The sequence below is a fragment of the Aliivibrio wodanis genome (genome assembly GCF_052920805.1).
On the sequence record NZ_JBREXA010000002.1, the window covers coordinates 1,362,138 to 1,382,325 of the forward strand.

Below are 20,188 nucleotides of genomic sequence, written 5' to 3' on the forward strand. Positions count from 1 at the left end.
ATTTTTAATATTAAACAATCAATCCTGAGAGATCTGAAATTGATGATGAGATCTTTATATAAAGAGAGTATATCAGACTCATCACTCACGCTCTGTCTCTGTCTCTATCCAGAAATTCGATAAATCATCAAACAGTTGATCATTATCTAAAATACTCAAATGATCTTCATCATAGCCACGTATTTTCTCGGCATGTAACTGAGCTTCGCGGTCTAACTGGCTTGATAAATCAATTACGCCATCATTACTGTTGGTATTAAGCAAATCACCAGAGTTATAACCAAACAATAAAAAGTGGGGGGTATTGCCTTTATTTCTATCTTTGAATAGCCCTTCAATAAACTCGCCATCTGGGTTTAAATCAACCCATGCAGGCATGACTACTGGCGAGTACTCAACACCTTGTTTTGCTGATTCAACCCCACCAAATGGTGAAGAAATGGTTGAGGTACTATTTACGAATTGGCACAGCTTACCAAGATTACATTGGCGCATATAGTTTTCAACGACAAGGCCTCCCATACTGTGTGCAACAATGTGCATTTGTTGAATATTGTATTCACTTGCAACGGTGTACAACACATTAGCAAGACCTTTTGAGGTTAAAAACAACGATAAACCAGAAGGGTAGTTAAATACCCACACTTGATACTTTGATTGGTCTACTTTATCAATTAAAGCTGTAAAATCAGAGGCAGTTGAGTTGATCCCATGAACAAATAAAATCGGGATCTTCTTTGGGTCATATTCAGATAAAAAATAGAGCCCAGTATTATTTTCAAGTAAAAAAGTCAGTGGCTGCCACATGCCTAACTCTGCATTTTTTTTATCAAACGGCGGATCACGTAGACTGACCACTTTGCCAATATTAACCAGATCTAACTCAATATTCAGTAGTGACGATAAAGAACGATCAACAAATGCCTTAGGGATCGCTTTTCCATTCACATTTAACGTGACAAGTATTTCCGCTTTATCTTTATAATCGTGCAAATTAATAAGACTAAATGCTTCGTCAGATTGCAGTGTTAAATCTTTATTCTTATCTTCAAAAAGTAATAAATAATGGATGTCATTCGACATTTGTAAATCAATGCTCTCGCTACCAATAATGGCATCATAGCCATCAATATCACTCTTATTAATGTCTTTGATTTGCTCGATCACAATCGCAGATCCAGAAACAGGTTCACTCAAAGTAAGCGTATACTCATGAGTTAATGAATCAATCGCCTTCATCTCATGGGATAAGTTTTTAAAATTACTGCAACCAGATAATACCGAGCTTAGTAATAACACCGTAAGTAATAGTCTCATTGTCATATTCATCCTTAAATCAACTATATTTATCTTAGCAAGAAAACAAAGAGAGTAATCTTTTATATTCTGATATGATGCCAACTTGTCTTTACCACTGTGTTTATATCCATGTATACGTTACGCCCTTATCAGCAAGATTCCGTTAAAGCCGTTATTCATTATTTCCGAAAGCATACCTCTCCGGCAGTCTTAGTGTTGCCTACTGGTGCGGGGAAAAGTTTGGTAATAGCGGAGTTGGCGCGTATTGCTAAAGGTCGTGTATTGGTGCTTGCTCACGTTAAAGAATTGGTTGAACAAAACCATGAAAAATACGAAGGCTATGGCGAAGAAGCCTCTATATTTTCAGCAGGATTAGGTCGTAAAGAGAACGATAAAAAAGTGGTATTTGCCTCTGTGCAATCTGTGGTTAGAAACCTTGATTCGTTTAAAGACCAATTTTCATTATTAGTTATTGATGAATGTCATCGAGTGCCTGATAACAAAGACACCAGTTATCGTAAAGTGATTGAACATCTACAAGCTCAAAACTCTGGTATTAAGGTGCTTGGATTAACCGCAACGCCTTATCGCTTAGGTATGGGTTGGATTTACCAATACCATACCCGTGGACAAGTCAAAACTGATACGCCTCGATTTTTCCGTGATTGTATTTTTGAACTGCCTATTCAGTACCTATTGGATGAAGGCTTTTTAACCCCAGCAAAACTGTTAGATGCCCCAGTATTGAGTTATGACTTCTCACAATTAAAACCCGCTTCTACTGGTAAATACAAAGAGTCTGAATTAGATTTGGTGATTGAAGAGTCTAAGCGTGCCACTCCGCAAATTGTTCAGCAAATTGTGGAGTACGCAAAAGACAGAAAAGGCGTGATGATCTTTGCAGCAACGGTTCGCCATGCTCAAGAGATATTATCATTACTGCCACCAGATCAATCCGAATTGGTGATTGGCGATACCAAAGTGATTGAACGTGATGCCATTATTCAACGCTTCAAGAAGCAACAAACCAAATTTTTAGTTAATGTTTCGGTATTAACAACGGGGTTTGATGCGCCTCATGTTGATTTAATCGCTATTTTACGTCCAACAGAATCTGTCAGTTTATACCAACAAATCATAGGTCGAGGCCTACGTTTAGCGGAAGGAAAAACAGAGTGTACCATTTTAGATTACGCGGGTAATTGCTACGATCTCTACCAACCAGAAGTGGGCGACCCTAAACCTGACAGTAACAGCGAGATCATTACTATTCCCTGCCCTGCTTGTGGTTTTAATAATAACTTCTGGGGCAAGTTAGACAGTAATGGCTTTTTACTTGAGCATTTTGGTCGTCGTTGCCAAGGTTATTTTGAAGATGATGAAGGGACTCGTGAAGAGTGTGGCTATCGTTTTAGAGCCAAATATTGCAATGAATGTGGTGCAGATAATGATATTGCTGCACGTATTTGTCATGAGTGTGATGCGATCTTGGTTGATCCAGATAAGAAGCTAAAAGAAGCCTTGAAACTGAAAGATGCACGTATCCTAAATTGTATTGATTTAACCCTTACTGCGGGGAAAAATCAGTTCGATAAGCCACAACTTAAAGTTACCTATTTAGGTGATGATGATTCTGAATTACATGAAGTATGGCAAATGGTGACCAAAAAACAGAAGCAATTATTTTTGAATAACTTTGTGCGCCCTCATTTGGTTGATAGACATCGTCCATTTGAAGAAACAACCGCAATTAAAATCGCGAATAACCAACACCGTTTTCGTCCACCGAGTTTTGTAATTGCTCGTAAACAAGGAAAATTCTGGTCGATTCGCGATAAGATCTTTGAAGAGTGATTTAGATAATTACTGGCATTGATATTATCTAACAAATTACCACAGCGAACGATAATTCATGTGACAAGAGCGGCACTGAGAGAACGCTTTATCAAGGGCTGCCCGTGCTGCCACTTCATCTTGCTCTACTGCCGCTTCGCTAATTAACATGAATTGCTGCGATAAGGTATTAAACTTGCCTTCAAACTCTGCTTTTTGCTCCCAAATTTTAGTCCGCGCTCGGCTGTTGTCTGCGCTTCCTTCTGGAAACAGGGTTTTCTGCTCTTCTACTGTTAAGTACGCACTTTGGGCTAACGGCATAATGCGATCCCAATCTAATACACCTTTGTCAAATTCATCATCTAACAAATCAGCGGTCGCATCGAGATGCTGAAAATTATCTTGCCGAGTCTCTATCTCTTGAGAGTAATCTGCTGCCATTACTGAAAACGAAAGTAGCCCAACTATCCCTATTTTTTTCATATTTGCCTCCATTCATTTCAATCAATCCAATGCCAATTGAGATTGCATGCCATGTATGCTCTATCTTAGCGGTGATTTCTTTACCTTAGAAAAATACTATTTAAAACACACGAAAATAGGTTGTTAGATAAATAATCTGATGGTACTATTCGCGCTCGTTTTTCGAAACGAAAAGTCTGTTAAGTTAGGTCGCTAAGCTTAATGGCATTTTTTTATTTTACTATTTTTGAGAGTAAAGACTATGAAATTTGAAGCAGTAGTACGTACTGAACAAGGTAAGGGTGCGAGCCGCCGCCTTCGTCACGCTGGTAAATTCCCTGCAATCGTTTACGGTGGCACAGAAGCTCCAGTATCAATCGAACTAATCCACTCTGATGTTATCAACCAAATGGATAAGCCTGAGTTTTACGAAGCAATTGAGCTAGTAATCGATGGCGCTACTGTTAAGGTTAAGCCGCAAGACGTTCAACGTCACGCGTTTAAGCCTAAAGTTGAGCACATGGACTTCATCCGCATCTAATTCGAGTCTGTTTTACTCTTTTGCATTATGTTATTTCTTTCTTACCAATTGAAATAACAACCCCTTTAAAGCCCTGATATTACCAGTATCGGGGCTTTAATCTATCTGGTATAGAAAATAAAAAGTCCGCATTATTTTTACAATGCAGACCTTCACCTTCTGTTTATCTTTTACTTCTCTAGTATTAACTTGCTACTTTAAAGCTGGATACCATTCGACTTAAGTCATCAGATAAACTCATAACCGTACTACTTGTTATCGCCAACTGCTCTGCACCTTTTTTAGTATCTTTAGTTAGATCACTAATCCCATTCAGAGAACGATTAATTTCTTCTGCTACATGCTGCTGCTCTTCACATGCAGATACAATGACTAAATTCATATCTGTAATGCTACCAACAGATGTAACTATAGATTCTAAAACCTCGCCTGTATAACCAACCTGTTTACCAGTCATATTCGCTTGTTCTTGACTTGATTTAGTTTCTGCTACAGCACCTTTCATTCCAGTTTGTAAGCGTTCAATCGCATTATGTATCTCGGTAATTGAAGATTGCGTACGAGAAGCAAGTGTTCTTACTTCATCGGCAACAACAGCAAAACCTCGGCCTTGCTCCCCTGCTCGGGCAGCTTCAATCGCTGCGTTTAATGCTAATAAATTAGTTTGCTCTGCAATTCCATTAATTACATCAATTACAGAACCAATACCATCCGTTTCTACTTCTACAGATAAAACTAATTCATTAACATTATCAATTTTTCCAACTAAAATGGTAGAGGCTGATACGGCATCTTCTACAGCATCACGGCCAGTGTTCGCTCGTAGCGTTGTTTCTTGTGCTGAACCCTCAGCATTACTTGCACTTTGTGTTACCTCTCGAGACGAACAAACCATTTCTTCCATTGCCGTCACAACTAGTTCTACTTCTAATGTTTGTTGTAATACTTGTTTATTGGTCTCTGTACTAATTTCACTCATTTTTTGTGCATTTTGAGCCAAATTATTAGATGCTTGATTAATATCATTAACCAAGCCGTTAATATTAGAAATCATTAGATTAAAATCTTTGGATATTTTAGCCAAATCAGAAGGACCTTTATCACAAGCTAATACCTGTAAGTTCATATCTTGAGATACTTGCTGCATGACAGAACTAAGGCGACCTAATGATGATCTAATTACTGAAAAATTATTAATATTAAAGAATGCGAGAATTGCGGCAATAACCCCACCAATAATTAAGAGTTTCGTTACCGACGTATTATAAAGATTATGTATATGGTTAAATTCTTCTTCTGCCACATTTAGTTGAAGATCGACAAGTTCTGCTATTTTTTCACTAATTGGATCAATACTGCTATATAAAACACCATTAAATCCATCAAGTTTTCCGGTAATGTTTTCTAATGGTAACTTCCTCAATAAATCCTCTAATTGACGTAGTGATTTATCTGCTGCTACAAATAACACCTCAGCTTCTCTAGCTAATCTTTCTTCTTCTGTTGTTAATGTGGTTGCTATATAACCTGCCCATTTAATATCTATATCATCAATAGCAAGAATTACATTATCTAATGCTTGTGTACGAGAAATTAACCCTAAATTTGCTTTGTTTACAGTATCAATAATAAAGACTCCGTAGTCATCTGAGATCATTTTCAGTCCTTTTAAAGGAACGACACGATCTAAATACATAGTTTCCGCACTCTGGTTCGCTTTACCTAATTGATATAAAGAAAGAATAATTAATACAATTATAAAAAATACAGGCAATATTGTATTAATAATTAACCTATTTTTAACTGATATATGATTCATAATTCAAGGTACCTTTTATACATTACATTTTATGACACACGTTGCTACATCAGTAATTAAATGCTACCTAAATGTTAATAACATAAGGTAAATTACTGTGATACGCATCACACTATTAAGGAGGTGAATACTAAAGGATTAATTCGCTTTGTAAAAGAAGTTTTACTTTATATTTATCTTTTTCGGAGTTTCAATGAAGAAATTATTAATTGCCATATACCCACCTATTCTAATTACAGCAAACGGTAACGCTGGTTGTAATAACTTCTTTGGCCAAGGTGAGCTAAACACAGAAGGTCAATTTCGCATTGAGAGAATGGGCATGACTATGAAGATATGTATGGGTGATGCAATGACAACGGAACAAGCGATGTTTAACACTCTCTCTTCTTGAAGTGACATTACACTAACAAAAGAAAATTTAATCCTTAAAGGGAAAAAGCACGAACTAATGTTCACATTGCGTGATTGGGTAAACTAATCAAATAGTGTGAATGGTTATTTCAGTCATTATTTTATCTTTGATATAACCAATCTGAAGAATCGAGGAGGAGGCCTCCTCACACCACCGTACAAGCCTGGGTCGCATACGGCGGTTCCGAATATGTTTTCAGTGGCTTATACTCATAAAGTTTAATTGCCCTCACCTTATTTTTCTATTTTGAAGCTAGACACCATTTCACCTAATTCTTTAGAAAGCAATGTAACTTTAGAGCTTGATAGTGCAATTTTTTCTGCACCATTTTTACTCTCTTGCGTTAATGAACTTATACCAGATAAAGATCTGTTAATTTCTTCAGATACTTGTTGTTGCTCTTCACACGCTGACACAATTACAGTATTCATATCCGTAATACTTTCTACCGATGTTATAATTGACTCAAGAACATCCCCTGTCTCCCCTACCTTATCTCCTGTAGTTTGCGCTTGGGATTGGCTTGATTGCGTTTCTTTTACCGCTGATTTCATGCCTATTTGCAAACGTTCAATCGCACTTTGAATTTCAGTGATCGAAACTTGAGTTCTCGATGCTAAGGTTCTTACTTCATCAGCAACAACCGCAAAGCCTCTTCCTTGCTCACCTGCACGAGCTGCCTCTATTGCTGCGTTTAAAGCTAATAAATTCGTCTGTTCAGCAATGCCGTTAATCACATCAATAACTGAACCAATACCATCAGTTTCAACCTCAACAGATAATACTTGTTCGCTGACTTGATCTATCTGTCCAACTAAATTCAAAGAGGCAGTAACAGAGCTATTCACTACATCAGTTCCTTTATTCGCTTTATCTAACGTTTCTTGCGCAGATAAATCGGCTTTTGTTGCACTTTCAGTGACTTCACGAGAAGCGCATACCATCTCTTCCATCGCTGTTGCTACTTGTTCCATTTCTAGTGTTTGTTGCATTATCTGTTCATTAGCTTCAATACTAATTTGATTCATCTCTGCTGCACTGGATGCCAACTGTCCCGAGACGGTATTCATATTATTCACAAGCGTATTAATATTACTGAGCATCTTATTAAAACCCGTTGATATATCGACTAAATCAGCCGGACCTTCTTCACTAGCCCTTACTCTTAAATCCATATTTTTTGAAACGTTTTTCATTGCCGAGCGTAATATAGTGAGAGAATTTCGAATAACTATGAAATTATTCAGATTAAACCCTATCAATAAAAGAGAAACGATAACTGAGATAACCGACATTACAACTATCGATTCATCATAAATCTTGTTTATCTCACGGTACTCTTCTTCTGCTACTCTAAGTTGTAAATCAACTAACTCTGTGATCTTCTCACTTATTGGATCAATACTGGTATATAAAGCACCGTCGAAATCGTCAAGCTTTCCCGTAACATCACCTGAACCTAAGTTATTTAATTTTTGCTTTAAACTGACTAATGCGGCTTGAGCGGGTATAAATAAAGTTTCTGCTTCACGAGCTAACTTAGATTCCTCTAACGTTAGCTCTGTCGACATATAAGACTTCCACTCTTTATCAATATCTTGGATTGCATGCTCAACATTGCTTAAAGCTTCTGAACCTGTAATAAGCCCTGAATTAGCTTTATTTACAGCATCAATAATCAAGACTGCATAATCGTCAGCAATAACCTTTAATCCTTTTAATGGAACCACACGATCTATATAAATCGTTTCAGCACCACGATTAGCTTTACCTAATTCACTCATTGCTAAAATACTGAGAGAAACGATAACTAACACAGGTAAAATGGTATTAATAATTAAACGGTTTTGAACTGAAATTTTATTTAGCATACTGACAACCTTAGTACTAAAAACATAACAAGGCGCTATTCTATAATTATATGCGCTCTATTTTATGTAAGATAAATGCTACCAACCTGACTATTAAATATGAATAATTTCACATCAACAGTATAGTCAAGCCTAGGTAACATTACTAATCAGTACGATAAATAACCAATGCAATTCTTAACTCGCAGTTTTGAAGCCCGTTACCATTTCACTTAATTCATTAGATAAGTCTGTTACTTTAGAGCTCGCTAACGCTATATTTTCTGAACCATTTTTACTTTCTTGTATTAATGCTCTAATTCCAGATAAAGAGCGATTTATCTCTTCTGATATTTGTTGTTGCTCTTCACAGGTTGAAACTATCACGGTGTTCATATCAGTAAATTGAACTCTGTTTTTTACTTTTTTTTGACAAAAGATCCAATTTATCTCTTATACTTAGTGACATTAAACATTAGGCATCCCTAATGAGTCTCTCTAGGAGTTAAAATGAAAAAATTATTAGTGGCTGTATCTTTACCTGTATTAATGGCTGCATGTGCAAGCAATGGCGATAACCTAATGGCTGACACTCAAGTTTCAGCAGATATGCTTCAGCACCACAACTGGCAGTTAACTCAAGTTGACGGCAAAGACGTTGCAACTCCTGAAAAAATGGAAGCTCCACGTCTTGAGATTGGCGAGAAAATGACAGCTAATGGTAACGCAGGCTGTAATAACTTCTTTGGTCAAGGTGAACTAAACGCTGAAGGTCAATTCCGCATTGAGAAAATGGGAATGACAATGAAAATGTGTATGGGCGATGTGATGACAACTGAACAAGTTATGTCTAGCACTCTATCTACATGGAGCGATATTACACTAACTAAAGAAAACTTGATCCTTAAAGGTCAAGAGCACGAATTAACATTCACACTGCGTGATTGGGTAAACTAATCAAGTCGTGTTAATTATTCTATCTTCGATCTAACCAATTTGAAGATACAAAAAAACCGGTGAATTTCCCTCACCGGTTTTTTCTTATCTGTTATTTCAAATTTATCATTTAAAGAGAAAAACTAGGCTTCAGTCCAACGCTTAAAAATAAGTGATGTGTTAATTCCACCAAAAGCAAAGTTATTACTCATGATGTAATTGCAATCAATCTCGCGACCTGTGCCTGTGATGTAATCAAGCTTGCCACAACGTTCATCAACATTGTTTAGGTTCAAGGTTGGGCTAAACCAATTGTTACGCATCATCTCTATCGATAACCACGCTTCAATCGCACCACAAGCCCCTAACGTATGACCAAAGTAAGACTTCAGTGAACTGATTGGCATCGATGAACCAAATACGTTCTCTGTTGCTGTACTCTCTGCAATATCACCACGTTCAGTCGCTGTACCGTGAGCTGATACATAACCAATGTTCTCTGGCGATAAGTTTGCATCTCTTAATGACATTTCCATACATAGTTGCATGGTTTCCATTTGAGGTTGTGTTACATGGGCTGCATCACAGTTGCTCGCAAAGCCAACTAATTCTGCATAGATGGTTGCACCACGAGCTTTCGCATGTTCATATTCTTCTAATACTAATGCGCCTGCACCTTCACCGATAACTAAACCATCTCGATCTTTATCGTACGGGCTTGGTGAGGTTTTAGGTTCATCATTTTTTAAGCTTGTTGCAAACAGAGTATCAAATACCGCTGATTCTGTTGGGCATAATTCTTCAGCACCACCAGCAACCATCGCCGTTTGGTAACCGTGTTTAATCGCTTCATACGCGTAACCTATCGCTTGGCTACCTGATGTACACGCGCTGCTTGTTGGAATAACACGGCCACGTAAACCAAAGAATAAACCGACGTTTACTGCTGCTGTGTGAGGCATCATTTTTACATAAGTTGTTGCTGTAATCGCTTTGGTACTTTTCTCACTCAGCATGACACCGAATGCTCCAACTGCGTCTGTTGAACCTGTCGATGAACCAAAAGCGATACCAGTTTGTCCATTGGTTAAAACGTCATTACCAATCAAACCACTCTGCTCTAGTGCCTGTTCAGAAGCAACAGTAGATAGTAGTGACACTCGGCCCATTGAACGGATCTTCTTACGGGTGTAATGCTTTGGTAAAGTGAAGTCATTAATCGGTGCGGCAAGCTTAGTATTTAGGCCATCATAGACCTCAAAACTTGGCATATATTGAGTAGCATTTTCACACTTACGAAGGTTTTCGCCTACCGTGTTCCAATCACTACCTAGAGCGGTTACACCAGACATACCTGTAACGACTACGCGACGACTCATACTAAACCACCATTAATAGAAATAACTTGGCGAGTCACATAACCCGCTACATCTGACATTAGGTAACTAACAAGACCTGCAACTTCTTCTGGATCACCCATACGACGCAATGGTACTTGTGGTAATGCATGCTCTTTTACATGCTCATCAACCATGCCTGTATCAATCAGTCCTGGAGCTACACAGTTTACTGTAATTTTACGTTTTGCTAATTCTAGTGCTAACGATTTAGTCGCACCAATAACTCCGGCTTTAGCTGCGCTGTAGTTAGTTTGACCACGGTTACCAACAATGCCCGATACTGACGCTAATGTCACAATACGACCACCTTTACGCAGTTGAACCATAGGCATTACGCAAGGATGAAGTACATTGTAGAAGCTGTCTAAGTTGGTATGAATAACACCATCCCACTCTTCTTCTGTCATTGCTGGGAATGCTGTATCACGAGTAATACCTGCATTACTCACAACGCCATAATATGCACCATAAGTTTCAATATCGTTTTCTAATCTCTCTTTACACTGCGCGCGATTACTAATATCAAATTGAATTAAGCGACCTGAACCGCCATTCTCTTCAATCGTCGCCAATGTTTGTTCTGCGCCTGCTTGATCACTCATATAGTGAACAACTACATAAAACCCATCTTTTGCTAGCTGCTCTGAGATAGCGCGACCAATACCTTTACTGGCTCCGGTCACTAATACTTGTCTTGTCATGGTTCCCTCTACTGCTTATCTTGCTTAGGAGCGAGAAGCTCTTCTAATTTTTCTTCTGTTGGTACAAATACATTAAGCTGGCTCGAAGCCACTTGCTGACCATTTGATTCAATATAACAACTGAATACTGCCATGCCATTATTCTCAAGCACTTGCTCTGCAAAAATGTCGAGTGTGTCGCCTTGTTGAAATTCACTGCACTCCGCTTTATATTTTCGGCTGCCAAGCAAAAAGCCTATCGGTGACTTATTGCCCTTTTTCCACGCGTGGTAACCAGACCACCCTGCAACACTTTGTGCCATGAACTCAATACCAACCCATGCAGGAATGGTTTTTGTTTCATGATTAAAGAAAATATTCTTATCGCTAATAGTCACTCTGCAATGAATGGACAGCTCTTGCACATCAATCAACTCATCAACTAAAGCTAATGGCATATCATGAGGCAAAAGGTCGATTAAATCTGGAATATGGCTCATGAATGATACCCAAAAATTAAACTAATATTGTTGCCACCAAAAGCAAAAGAGTTACTGATGATCGCTTTCTTTTCTAAACTCTGGCTTTGAACCAAGTTAATCTCGGCTAATTCAGGATCAATCTCACCATCATTGATTTGTACAGGCAATGCTAAATTGAATTTGAGTATATGCCAACAAATTGAAGCCTCAATAATACCAGCCGCTCCTAACGTATGTCCGGTTAATGGCTTGGTTGAACTGATTGGCGTCTGAGAGCCAAAAACAGCATGTGCAGCTTTTGATTCCATCGCATCATTCAATGGTGTCGCTGTGCCGTGAGCATTAATGTAACCAATATCTTCGGCATTAAGTCCTGCATCTTTTAATGCTTTTTCCATCGCTTCTATTGCTCCCTTTCCTTCTGGATGAGGGGCTGATATATGATGAGCATCTGAGCTGTCACCCGCCCCTAATAGAGTAATGGGATCATCGGAGTCTTTTTGCTCTGCGCTCAGTAGCATATACGCACTTGCTTCACCGATATTAATCCCTTTTCTATTCGGACTAAATGGTAAACAAGGCGTATTTGATAACGCTTCTAGGCTATTAAAACCGTTCAGTGTTAATTTACACAAGGTATCTGTGCCGCCAACGATAACCGCGTCAACAAAGCCTGATTTTAATAATCGCTTTGCAGATAAAAAGACACGACCACTCGAAGAACACGCCGTAGAAATTGCATACGTTGGACCGGTAAGTTCTAAATACTCTGCAATAAATTCTGCAGGATTACCCAACTCTTGCTTATGGTAATGATAGCCTTCAGAAAACTCGCCAGAATTTAGCTTGGCACTAAGTGCCACTTCACCATCAGAGATCCCAGAAGTACTTGTCCCTACCACCACAGCAATACGATCAGCGCCGTACTTTTCTTTTGCTTGCTGAATTTGTTCTTCAATTTGCTGTAATGCAGACAGTACTAGCTGATTATTTCGAGTATCAAATGCAGCCAGTTGCGATGGTACCGTTGGCAATTCACCTTCAGCTTTACCAACAACGGTTGATTTTCCATCATTTAGCCAACCATCTTCTGCTCTCATCGATGGTGCTTTTGTGCCTTGAAGCGTCTGATGGATATCAACTATCTCTTTGCCTAATGCGGAATGCGAACCACAGGCATGAATATATACAGGAAATGCACTCATTTTATTTATCCATTATTCTTTTGAGTTTGTGTTTCTTGTGAATGTGAAAACGTTTTTATGGTTATAACATAGCCCAAATGAGGACTACTTAACCTAATATCACCATTAAGCTTGTCTTTGATTGAATCATAACGCGCATCAAGAACAATGTTGCCCGAAGCATCACGTAGTACTCGATGATCTCCACTTTCACTTAGCTGCCAATTAATACTATCCAATGATGACTGCCACGCATCCAGTGGCCACAAAGTAATCATGACATTAAACAATACTTGCTCTGGAGGCGGAAGCGTATCCGCAAGCCCTGCCATCACATAGGTCTCTAAGGTTAGCCCGTCATAATCTAAACTCAATAGGCGAGATCCCCATGAGGCAAAACCGGCAAGAACAAGATCATTGCCAGTTAGTTGCAATTGAACAGGAAGTTGTTGTTTAGTTCCTTGAAACTCAACCGAGATCAGCTGGCTCAATGATAAGTCACTGCCGTATTGCTCTGGCTGAGGTAGCGTAACAAAAGTTCCTTGAGCCACTTCAACTTGATTAGGCTGTTTGATCGGTTTTGATGCACATCCCATAAGGATAAACGACAAAATAAAGACACTAAAATAACGGAGTGTTAACGGCTTGCTCTTCATTATTTATCCCTTTTACTGTGAATATGAGAAGGGGCTAATTGGCTTAGTGGTGCAAGTAACCAAGCGACAATGATACCTGTTAATACCGTGATACCAAAACTGTGGATCGCTTGGGTTTCACTTAATGCCAATAATCCAAACGAAAGAATGGTGGTTAGTGCCGATAATGAAATCGCCAATAAGGTACTTTCTTTATGAGAATCGTCACCTTGTTTATTCTGCTCAGCAAAAAACAGGGTGTAATCTATCCCTATTCCTAAAATCAGCATTAACGCTAATAAATTAAACAGATTTAATGGCACACCCGTTAATACTGTCACCGCAAGCCCTGCACAACCTGCGATAAACGGAGGCAATACAATTAAGAACGCTTGTTTCACTTTATAGCGAGGTAATAAAAGTAAAAATATTGCTGCATATGCCATTAATAACAGTTCGGTAATTCGTTGGCGATATTGAGCAAATAAGGTAGAGATCTCTTCGGCTTTATTGAGATAAGTCGCGTCGTTATTTTTGGCAAACTCACTCAATGTTGCACTGTCTACTTCTTGATTAAAGGTGATCACTGAAGCAAATACATCATCAATATGACCAAGCCACAAGAACCCTACAGTCTCTGATATTGGGGATGCTAAAAAACCTTCAATCGTTAGAGCTTGATACGGCTGTAATGCTGACAGTGCTTGCTTTTGCTGTATCACTTTTTGATAAGCATCTGCTTGTTGTTCATATAAATCAGTCACAAGCAGATAGTTCTCTTGCTGTGTTTTTTGTGATGGCACATAACGGCTAATGGATTGGAATCCACCAAAATCACCACTCTGCTCAAGCTTATCTGACACTCGCTCTAACTTTTGTAATAACGCTTCTTCTGTCTTTGCTCTGACCAACAATAATTGTTGAGATCCACCCACGCCCGTGATGGCTTTTATTTCTCTTTCTTGCTGCTGTAATGCTTGAGGCAATGCTTGAAGTTGGCGAATATCATCATCGTATTTAGCCTGTGTTACCCCAAATACTGAAGCGATTAAAAGGCTGAATGGCAGTACTAAACGGATCAGCGGTTGTTGCCATACCAATAGCCATTGACTTAGCGCTCGTTGAGCAGGAATAACATGGTGCTTGCTCGGCTTACTAGCTAATACAGGATACCAACACACAACGGTGAAATAAGCAGCGGTTAAGCCAATCGCAGAAAAGAGGGATAATTGCTGTAATCCAGGGAACGGCGCAATCAACATGCCAAGATAGCCAATTAAACTGGTAATCAAGCCCAGTGTGATTGCAGGTAAAAGCTGTTTAATTCCTTCGACAGAGTTCCACTTAGCTCCGGCATTTAAACGATCGGTTAAAAAGTGAAACGCATAATCAATCGAAACACCAATTAAACTGGCACCAAATACCAAACTAAATAAATGAATAGAACCAAATAAACTGATGGTTAATACATAAGCACAGAATAGGCCTGTGGTTATAGATAATAGGGCTAACGCTAATGGCAGCGTACTGCGATAGACCACCAAAACCAGTACAAAAATACCAATCAATGATCCTAAACCTATAGTACTGATCTCGCCTTTTGCACTTTCTGTTCCATGCGCGGCATAGAAGATGACACCGGTATGTTGAATATCAACATCAAACTGAGTTTCTATCTTCTGCTCTACTGTCAGTAAATCAGGTAATTGTTGCTGTAAAGAGAGCTGATAGGATGATCCGGCAAGATCGGCGGTGATCACTATGTATTTCTGTTGATCCACCGTGGCAGTTAAGTAGCCATTCTCGATTTGGATATTACCTGAGCTTTGAACCAAGCCAGATAAATAATCTCGAAATAGTAAAAAGGGATCGCTCTCTAACTCAGCGCCAGTGACACCAGAAAAAGGATTGTATAATGCATGTAATACTTTCTGTACTTGTTGCTCTGGTTTATCCGTTAGCTGTTGCTTTTGTTTATCACTTAGCAATTGCGCTCGTGCAGGAAAGTAGTATTGACCCCACGCTTGCTGCTGATTTTCACTCACCGTTGCCGTCACTGAATCAAACATTGGCAATTCAGTTAAGGCTTGGCTAAAATTATCAACCGCTGTAATCAGTGTTTTATCTTGGCCCTGCGTTTGATGTACGACAAACACCACTTTATCACTCATGGTGTTAGCAATATTATCAAAGGCTTGTTGAGCAACCGGATCTTGTTGATTATCTGGCAGCAGCGCTAGAATATTAGTTTCAATCGGTAATGCGCCCTTGGTGCTGGTTTGATAGCCAAATACACCCAAGATCATCAGCAATACCAATGACCAAATTAACGCCAGCAAACGCGGTTTCATTATCATCTATTTAATACCGTTAGAAGGCAAATGCAGCTAACTCTTTTTCAGTTAAGGTGTTTGGCTGAGTGGATTGCTGAGTAAATACCATTTCAGTAACATCACCACGAACTTCGCTTAATACGACTCGGTTCAGGTACTGCCCACCTTCAATTTTAATCGATTTAAATACACTATCAATTGGTGAGATTTTTGGTATAAGTAGCAATGTCCAAACGTCTTTCTCGCCTGAGAGTTGCAATGTAAAATTCTCTTTTATCGCATCGGTATCGCCTTTAAACAGAGACAAGAATAGACGCGTAAAATAGAAAGCCATCGGGTTCTCAGAATCATTCATTACTTGAGCTTCACCATTAATAGACTGGCGAAGTTTGTTCTGAGTTAATGTTAAATTAATTGGAAATGGCTTGGTTTGTTGCCACAACAGTCCTTTTTCATGATCCAACAAAAAAGTGCCTGATGTCGATAAAGGCTGATTAAACATCTGCATGGTTCGAACTTGCTGAAACTCGCCACGAACCAGTGTCGATTGTGCTAATTGCTGTTGTAAATCACTAATGCCAAAAGCAAAGCTATTCACGCTAAACAATAAAAAGATCGAAGCAATCCATAATGCACAGCGATGTTGACGATTAAGCATGTTGGTAAGCCTCTACTTTATCCGTAAATATACGAGGTGATACAAAACACATTTCTTCAGTTTCAATTGAAACTGCGACTTGCATCGTGTGAGCTTTTGTCATTCTAACGCCTGAGTCTGCATCATAAATGACGTAATCTACGCGCATACGATTTTCCCATTCGGTTAATGTCGCCACCACGCGAATGGTGTGATCATAAGGAATGGATTTTACATATTTCACACGAGTGTCAATGATGGGCCAAACATAGCCTGACGCCATCATATCTCGGTAGCTATACCCTATCTTCTCAAGCATTTCATGACGTGCTTTTTCGAAGAAGCGAAAATAGTTACCGTGATACACCACGCCCATAGGATCGGCATCCTGAAAGGCGGTGGTGATCAACACTTCTGCACTTAATACGTGGGTATTCTCTTCAGCATTAACTACAGAGTTAGACATTAGTATAGCGTCCAATGTTGTTGTTGGATTTTATTAATAAAGTTACGTAAGTCTTGCTCTAACGGACGATCTTCATTTACAAATTCAAACTCAGACAACACAGCATCACGCATGGTTTTTAGCTCCACACTTAGCTCGTCATCGCTTAGCTCGCCTTGTCTCTCACGTAATACTAACGCTTGAGTCGCGGCTAATAGAGAGGCCGACGTAACTTGTTCTGTTAACTGAAGTACACGTAAACAATCACGTGAAGCAATTGTACCCATGCTCACTTTATCTTGGTTATGACACTCTGTTGAACGTGAGAATACACTTGCTGGCATCGTGCCTTTAAGCGCTTCTGCTGTCCATGCTGAGATACCGATTTGTACCGCTTTAAAGCCATGGTTAATTGGTTTCCGAGCGCCGGTTGCGCCAGTTAAGTTGAATGATAAGCCATTATTAAACTTATAATCCATTAACTGTGCCATTTGACGATCCAGTAGATCAGCAATATTGGCAACCGCTGTTTTTAGCATGTCCATCGCCATCGCAATGTGACCACCGTAGAAATGACCGCCATGAAGAACACGCTCATTATCACCATCAATAATTGGGTTATCGTTAGCACTGTTCAGTTCGTTCTCAATCATTTGACGTAAGAACGGGAGGCTATCTTGAAGAACACCAATCACGTGTGGCGCACAACGTAGAGAATAACGGTCTTGCAGACGATCACTGTTTCTTGGTGGCGTTTCGTTGTGTAAATCAGAACGTAACCACGAAGCGATTTGTTGTTGGCCTGGATGCGGTTTTACCGCAAATAATGCTTCATCAAAGTGGAAGTCATTACCTTGCATACCAACAGAAACCATTGCTGTGATCTTGGTTGCCATTTGTGCTAAGTACTCAGCACGTTTATACGCTAAACACGCTAATGCCGTCATTACCGACGTACCATTCATTAATGCTAAACCTTCTTTTGGTTTTAGCTTAATAGGTGTGATGTTTAGCTCTTTAAACACATCGGCAGTTGCGCGGATTTCACCTTTATAGATAACTTCACGCTCACCAATAAGGGTAGCAGCAAGGTAAGAAAGCGGCGTTAAGTCACCACTTGCACCCACTGAGCCTTCTTGAGGAATACGCGGTGAAATTCCGTGATTAATTAGGGTAACAATTTGATTTAACAAATCGTGAGTGACGCCTGAGACACCTTGGGATAAAGAACACAAACGAGTGGCTAATACCGCACGAGATTGTTGTTCATCTAGATTTTCACCTAAACCACAGCCATGAAAACGAGTTAAATGTAATGGTAGTTCATCCACTAAATCCATAGGGATCGCAACCGTACAAGAATCACCATAACCCGTTGTTACGCCATAGATAACGCCTTCTTCTTTTAGAAGTCGCTCAAGGAACTCAACACCACGATCTATTTTGGCAATGAATTCATCGGCATTATTAAGTTGTGCATCTGCACCATTTGCAATCTCAACAACGTCTTCAATCGTCAGACGTCCCTTACCAAATGTAATTGAATTAGTTGTCATCTTTCTTTCCAGTTAACTGCCAAAAATTAAAAAAGTTATACCACTGTGATGGTGCCTTTAATGTGAAATGCTCCAAACGTTGGGCATAATTTTGTACGACTTCTTGCAAAGCCTCTTCTCGCTTACCACGAGGTAAAATAATTTGCTCAGAAAACGGTTCAAAATACACATCAAAACGTGAGTCTTTTTGTGTATCGTCACGCAATCCAAACATCAAATAAACGGGTTGTTTTAAAATAGACGCCAACATAAATGGCCCTTGTGGGAACGGTGCTGGTTTACCTAAGAAATCAGCCCAGATAACACGATCTTCTTTGGTGACAGAAGTTCTATCCCCCACAATCACAACCCATTCACCAGCATCAATTTTCTGCTGCAATAAAATGGCGGTATCTGGCCCCATTTTACTGACTTGAATTAAATTAATATCCGATTGAGGATTCACTGTACTCATGACAGTATTAAAACGCTCAGCGTGTTCCGTAAATACTAGCGCATTAATTTTTAAATCTTTATGACGACGACTGAGTGCTCGACATAGCTCTAAATTACCCAAATGTGAGCCAAGCATAACAATGCCTTTTTCACGTTTAAATAATTCCTCATAATGCTCAATGCCATGCACGGTTAAGTTTTTCTCTGAGAAATCACCACGCCATGCTGCTAACTTATCTAACATGGTTTCGCCAAATGACACCAAATGACGATAAGGAGTGAGTTTTTCAGGTAATGTAATGCCTTTAATTCGAGCATAAGCGTTTACTTGTTGAATAAAATCATCAGACGCTTGTTTTACTGAACCACCACGTAAGTAGTAATACGCCATCACAGGCTTTAGCAATACAGAAAACACGCCACGACCAAACGTTGAATAAATCCAGAGCAGAAATTGAATCCCCAAAATCGTACCGCGCTCGGCGTGTGAAGACCAATGATCGTCTTGAATTGGTTGACGACGAAGCAGCGATGGAATGCGTGGCAACATACCAAAAACAAGTTTTGTATGCATCCAACTGATTTTTACGTTATCCCACAAAGCATCAAAATGAGAAATGCCATCTTCAGGATAAATAACACGAGTATTAACAAAACGGACATCCGTCTCATTCCAATACATGCGAACCATGATTTCGGTATCAAAATCCATTCGACGACCAATAACTACACGTTCTAACACGCTAATAGTTGGTCCTATTGGATAAGAGCGAAAACCACACATACTGTCTTTAATAGCAAAAGAAAGCGTCTCAATCCAAACCCAAACATGGGTAACATAACGGCCATATAAACGTGATTTAGGCACACTCTCGTCATAAATAGGTTGTCCTGAAATCAAAGCAGTTGGGTAGGTTTGTGACTCTTTAATCAGTTTTGGTAAAGCCTCTAAATCATGCTGACCATCAGCATCAATTTGAATCGCATGGCTGAAACTTTGTTGATACGCCGCCTCTATCCCTGCAATTACAGCTCCGCCCTTGCCTTGATTTTCAGCTAGCGTAATTAAGGTTATTCCATCATTACTTGCTACTACATCCGCTAATATCTGTTTTGTTTCTGCATTACTGCCATCATCAACAATTAGCATTGGATAACCAAAGCTGATTAATGATTTCACCACAGCTGGAACGGTTTTACCGTGGTTATAACAAGGAATGAGAAAACAAGGACGAAAGGTTGTCAT

General features: G+C 39.3%; 18 protein-coding genes and 1 pseudogene. 4 read left to right on the forward strand and 15 right to left on the reverse strand.

What is annotated here, in order from left to right:
* Nucleotides 1-81 precede the first annotated feature (81 nt).
* The gene (locus ACU5DF_RS14150; RefSeq protein WP_446713330.1) at nucleotides 82-1,323 is read right to left on the reverse strand and encodes an esterase/lipase family protein; all 1,242 of its coding nucleotides are present in this window, start codon (nucleotides 1,321-1,323) and stop codon (nucleotides 82-84) included.
* A 105-nt stretch (nucleotides 1,324-1,428) separates the two neighbouring features.
* Between ACU5DF_RS14150 and radD the strand changes: the two genes are divergently transcribed.
* Nucleotides 1,429-3,153: a DNA repair helicase RadD gene (gene radD, locus ACU5DF_RS14155; protein ID WP_446713331.1), complete on the forward strand. Its 1,725-nt coding sequence runs from the start codon at nucleotides 1,429-1,431 to the stop codon at nucleotides 3,151-3,153.
* Between the two features lie 36 nt (nucleotides 3,154-3,189).
* On the opposite strand, the gene ACU5DF_RS14160 is transcribed toward radD, so the two are convergent.
* On the reverse strand, nucleotides 3,190-3,615 hold the full coding sequence (locus ACU5DF_RS14160) for a cytochrome c (RefSeq protein WP_446713332.1): 426 nt from the start codon (nucleotides 3,613-3,615) through the stop codon (nucleotides 3,190-3,192).
* A gap of 241 nt (nucleotides 3,616-3,856) precedes the next feature.
* Here ACU5DF_RS14160 and rplY point away from each other — a divergent pair, with 241 nt between their 5' ends.
* On the forward strand, nucleotides 3,857-4,135 hold the full coding sequence (rplY, locus tag ACU5DF_RS14165; RefSeq protein WP_017022066.1) for a 50S ribosomal protein L25: 279 nt from the start codon (nucleotides 3,857-3,859) through the stop codon (nucleotides 4,133-4,135).
* A gap of 184 nt (nucleotides 4,136-4,319) precedes the next feature.
* Here rplY and ACU5DF_RS14170 read toward each other — a convergent pair whose 3' ends face one another.
* Nucleotides 4,320-5,954 (reverse strand): methyl-accepting chemotaxis protein, encoded by a 1,635-nt coding sequence (locus ACU5DF_RS14170; RefSeq protein ID WP_446713333.1) that lies wholly within the window; start codon nucleotides 5,952-5,954, stop codon nucleotides 4,320-4,322.
* A gap of 238 nt (nucleotides 5,955-6,192) precedes the next feature.
* On the opposite strand from ACU5DF_RS14170, the pseudogene ACU5DF_RS14175 reads away from it, so the two are divergent.
* Nucleotides 6,193-6,435: pseudogene (locus ACU5DF_RS14175) on the forward strand (META domain-containing protein); the annotation flags it as partial.
* A gap of 167 nt (nucleotides 6,436-6,602) precedes the next feature.
* On the opposite strand, the gene ACU5DF_RS14180 reads toward ACU5DF_RS14175, so the two are convergent.
* The gene (locus ACU5DF_RS14180) at nucleotides 6,603-8,240 is read right to left on the reverse strand and encodes a methyl-accepting chemotaxis protein (protein WP_446713334.1); all 1,638 of its coding nucleotides are present in this window, start codon (nucleotides 8,238-8,240) and stop codon (nucleotides 6,603-6,605) included.
* 177 nt (nucleotides 8,241-8,417) lie between these two features.
* Nucleotides 8,418-8,606 (reverse strand): hypothetical protein, encoded by a 189-nt coding sequence (locus ACU5DF_RS14185; protein WP_446713335.1) that lies wholly within the window; start codon nucleotides 8,604-8,606, stop codon nucleotides 8,418-8,420.
* 123 nt (nucleotides 8,607-8,729) lie between these two features.
* On the opposite strand from ACU5DF_RS14185, the gene ACU5DF_RS14190 reads away from it, so the two are divergent.
* The gene (locus tag ACU5DF_RS14190; RefSeq protein ID WP_446713336.1) at nucleotides 8,730-9,176 is read left to right on the forward strand and encodes an META domain-containing protein; all 447 of its coding nucleotides are present in this window, start codon (nucleotides 8,730-8,732) and stop codon (nucleotides 9,174-9,176) included.
* A gap of 122 nt (nucleotides 9,177-9,298) precedes the next feature.
* On the opposite strand, the gene ACU5DF_RS14195 is transcribed toward ACU5DF_RS14190, so the two are convergent.
* From ACU5DF_RS14195 to ACU5DF_RS14240, 10 genes are read right to left on the reverse strand one after another with little or no spacing between them, the layout of a single operon-like run.
* On the reverse strand, nucleotides 9,299-10,534 hold the full coding sequence (locus ACU5DF_RS14195) for a beta-ketoacyl-ACP synthase (protein WP_446713337.1): 1,236 nt from the start codon (nucleotides 10,532-10,534) through the stop codon (nucleotides 9,299-9,301).
* The gene (locus ACU5DF_RS14200; RefSeq protein ID WP_446713338.1) at nucleotides 10,531-11,256 is read right to left on the reverse strand and encodes a 3-ketoacyl-ACP reductase FabG2; all 726 of its coding nucleotides are present in this window, start codon (nucleotides 11,254-11,256) and stop codon (nucleotides 10,531-10,533) included. The genes ACU5DF_RS14195 and ACU5DF_RS14200 overlap by 4 nt, the downstream gene beginning before the upstream one ends.
* Nucleotides 11,257-11,264: 8 nt before the next feature.
* Entirely contained in the window at nucleotides 11,265-11,735 is a 471-nt protein-coding gene (locus ACU5DF_RS14205) for a hotdog family protein (RefSeq protein WP_446713339.1), read from the reverse strand.
* Nucleotides 11,732-12,922, reverse strand: a complete 1,191-nt coding sequence (locus ACU5DF_RS14210; protein ID WP_446713340.1) for a beta-ketoacyl-[acyl-carrier-protein] synthase family protein — start codon at nucleotides 12,920-12,922, stop codon at nucleotides 11,732-11,734. The genes ACU5DF_RS14205 and ACU5DF_RS14210 overlap by 4 nt, the downstream gene beginning before the upstream one ends.
* 5 nt (nucleotides 12,923-12,927) lie before the next feature.
* The gene (locus ACU5DF_RS14215; protein ID WP_446713341.1) at nucleotides 12,928-13,557 is read right to left on the reverse strand and encodes a DUF3261 domain-containing protein; all 630 of its coding nucleotides are present in this window, start codon (nucleotides 13,555-13,557) and stop codon (nucleotides 12,928-12,930) included.
* Nucleotides 13,557-15,893 (reverse strand): MMPL family transporter, encoded by a 2,337-nt coding sequence (locus ACU5DF_RS14220; RefSeq protein WP_446713342.1) that lies wholly within the window; start codon nucleotides 15,891-15,893, stop codon nucleotides 13,557-13,559. Before ACU5DF_RS14220 ends, ACU5DF_RS14215 begins: the two co-directional genes overlap by 1 nt.
* 13 nt (nucleotides 15,894-15,906) lie before the next feature.
* Nucleotides 15,907-16,527, reverse strand: a complete 621-nt coding sequence (locus tag ACU5DF_RS14225; RefSeq protein WP_446713343.1) for a LolA family protein — start codon at nucleotides 16,525-16,527, stop codon at nucleotides 15,907-15,909.
* Nucleotides 16,520-16,972 carry an acyl-CoA thioesterase gene (locus ACU5DF_RS14230; RefSeq protein WP_446713344.1) on the reverse strand — a complete coding sequence of 151 codons (453 nt, stop codon included), beginning with the start codon at nucleotides 16,970-16,972 and terminating at the stop codon, nucleotides 16,520-16,522. The genes ACU5DF_RS14225 and ACU5DF_RS14230 overlap by 8 nt, the downstream gene beginning before the upstream one ends.
* Nucleotides 16,972-18,507 (reverse strand): HAL/PAL/TAL family ammonia-lyase, encoded by a 1,536-nt coding sequence (locus ACU5DF_RS14235; protein ID WP_446713345.1) that lies wholly within the window; start codon nucleotides 18,505-18,507, stop codon nucleotides 16,972-16,974. The genes ACU5DF_RS14230 and ACU5DF_RS14235 overlap by 1 nt, the downstream gene beginning before the upstream one ends.
* Nucleotides 18,497-20,188, reverse strand: coding sequence for a glycosyltransferase family 2 protein (locus tag ACU5DF_RS14240; protein WP_446713346.1), 1,692 nt, complete (start codon nucleotides 20,186-20,188; stop codon nucleotides 18,497-18,499). The genes ACU5DF_RS14235 and ACU5DF_RS14240 overlap by 11 nt, the downstream gene beginning before the upstream one ends.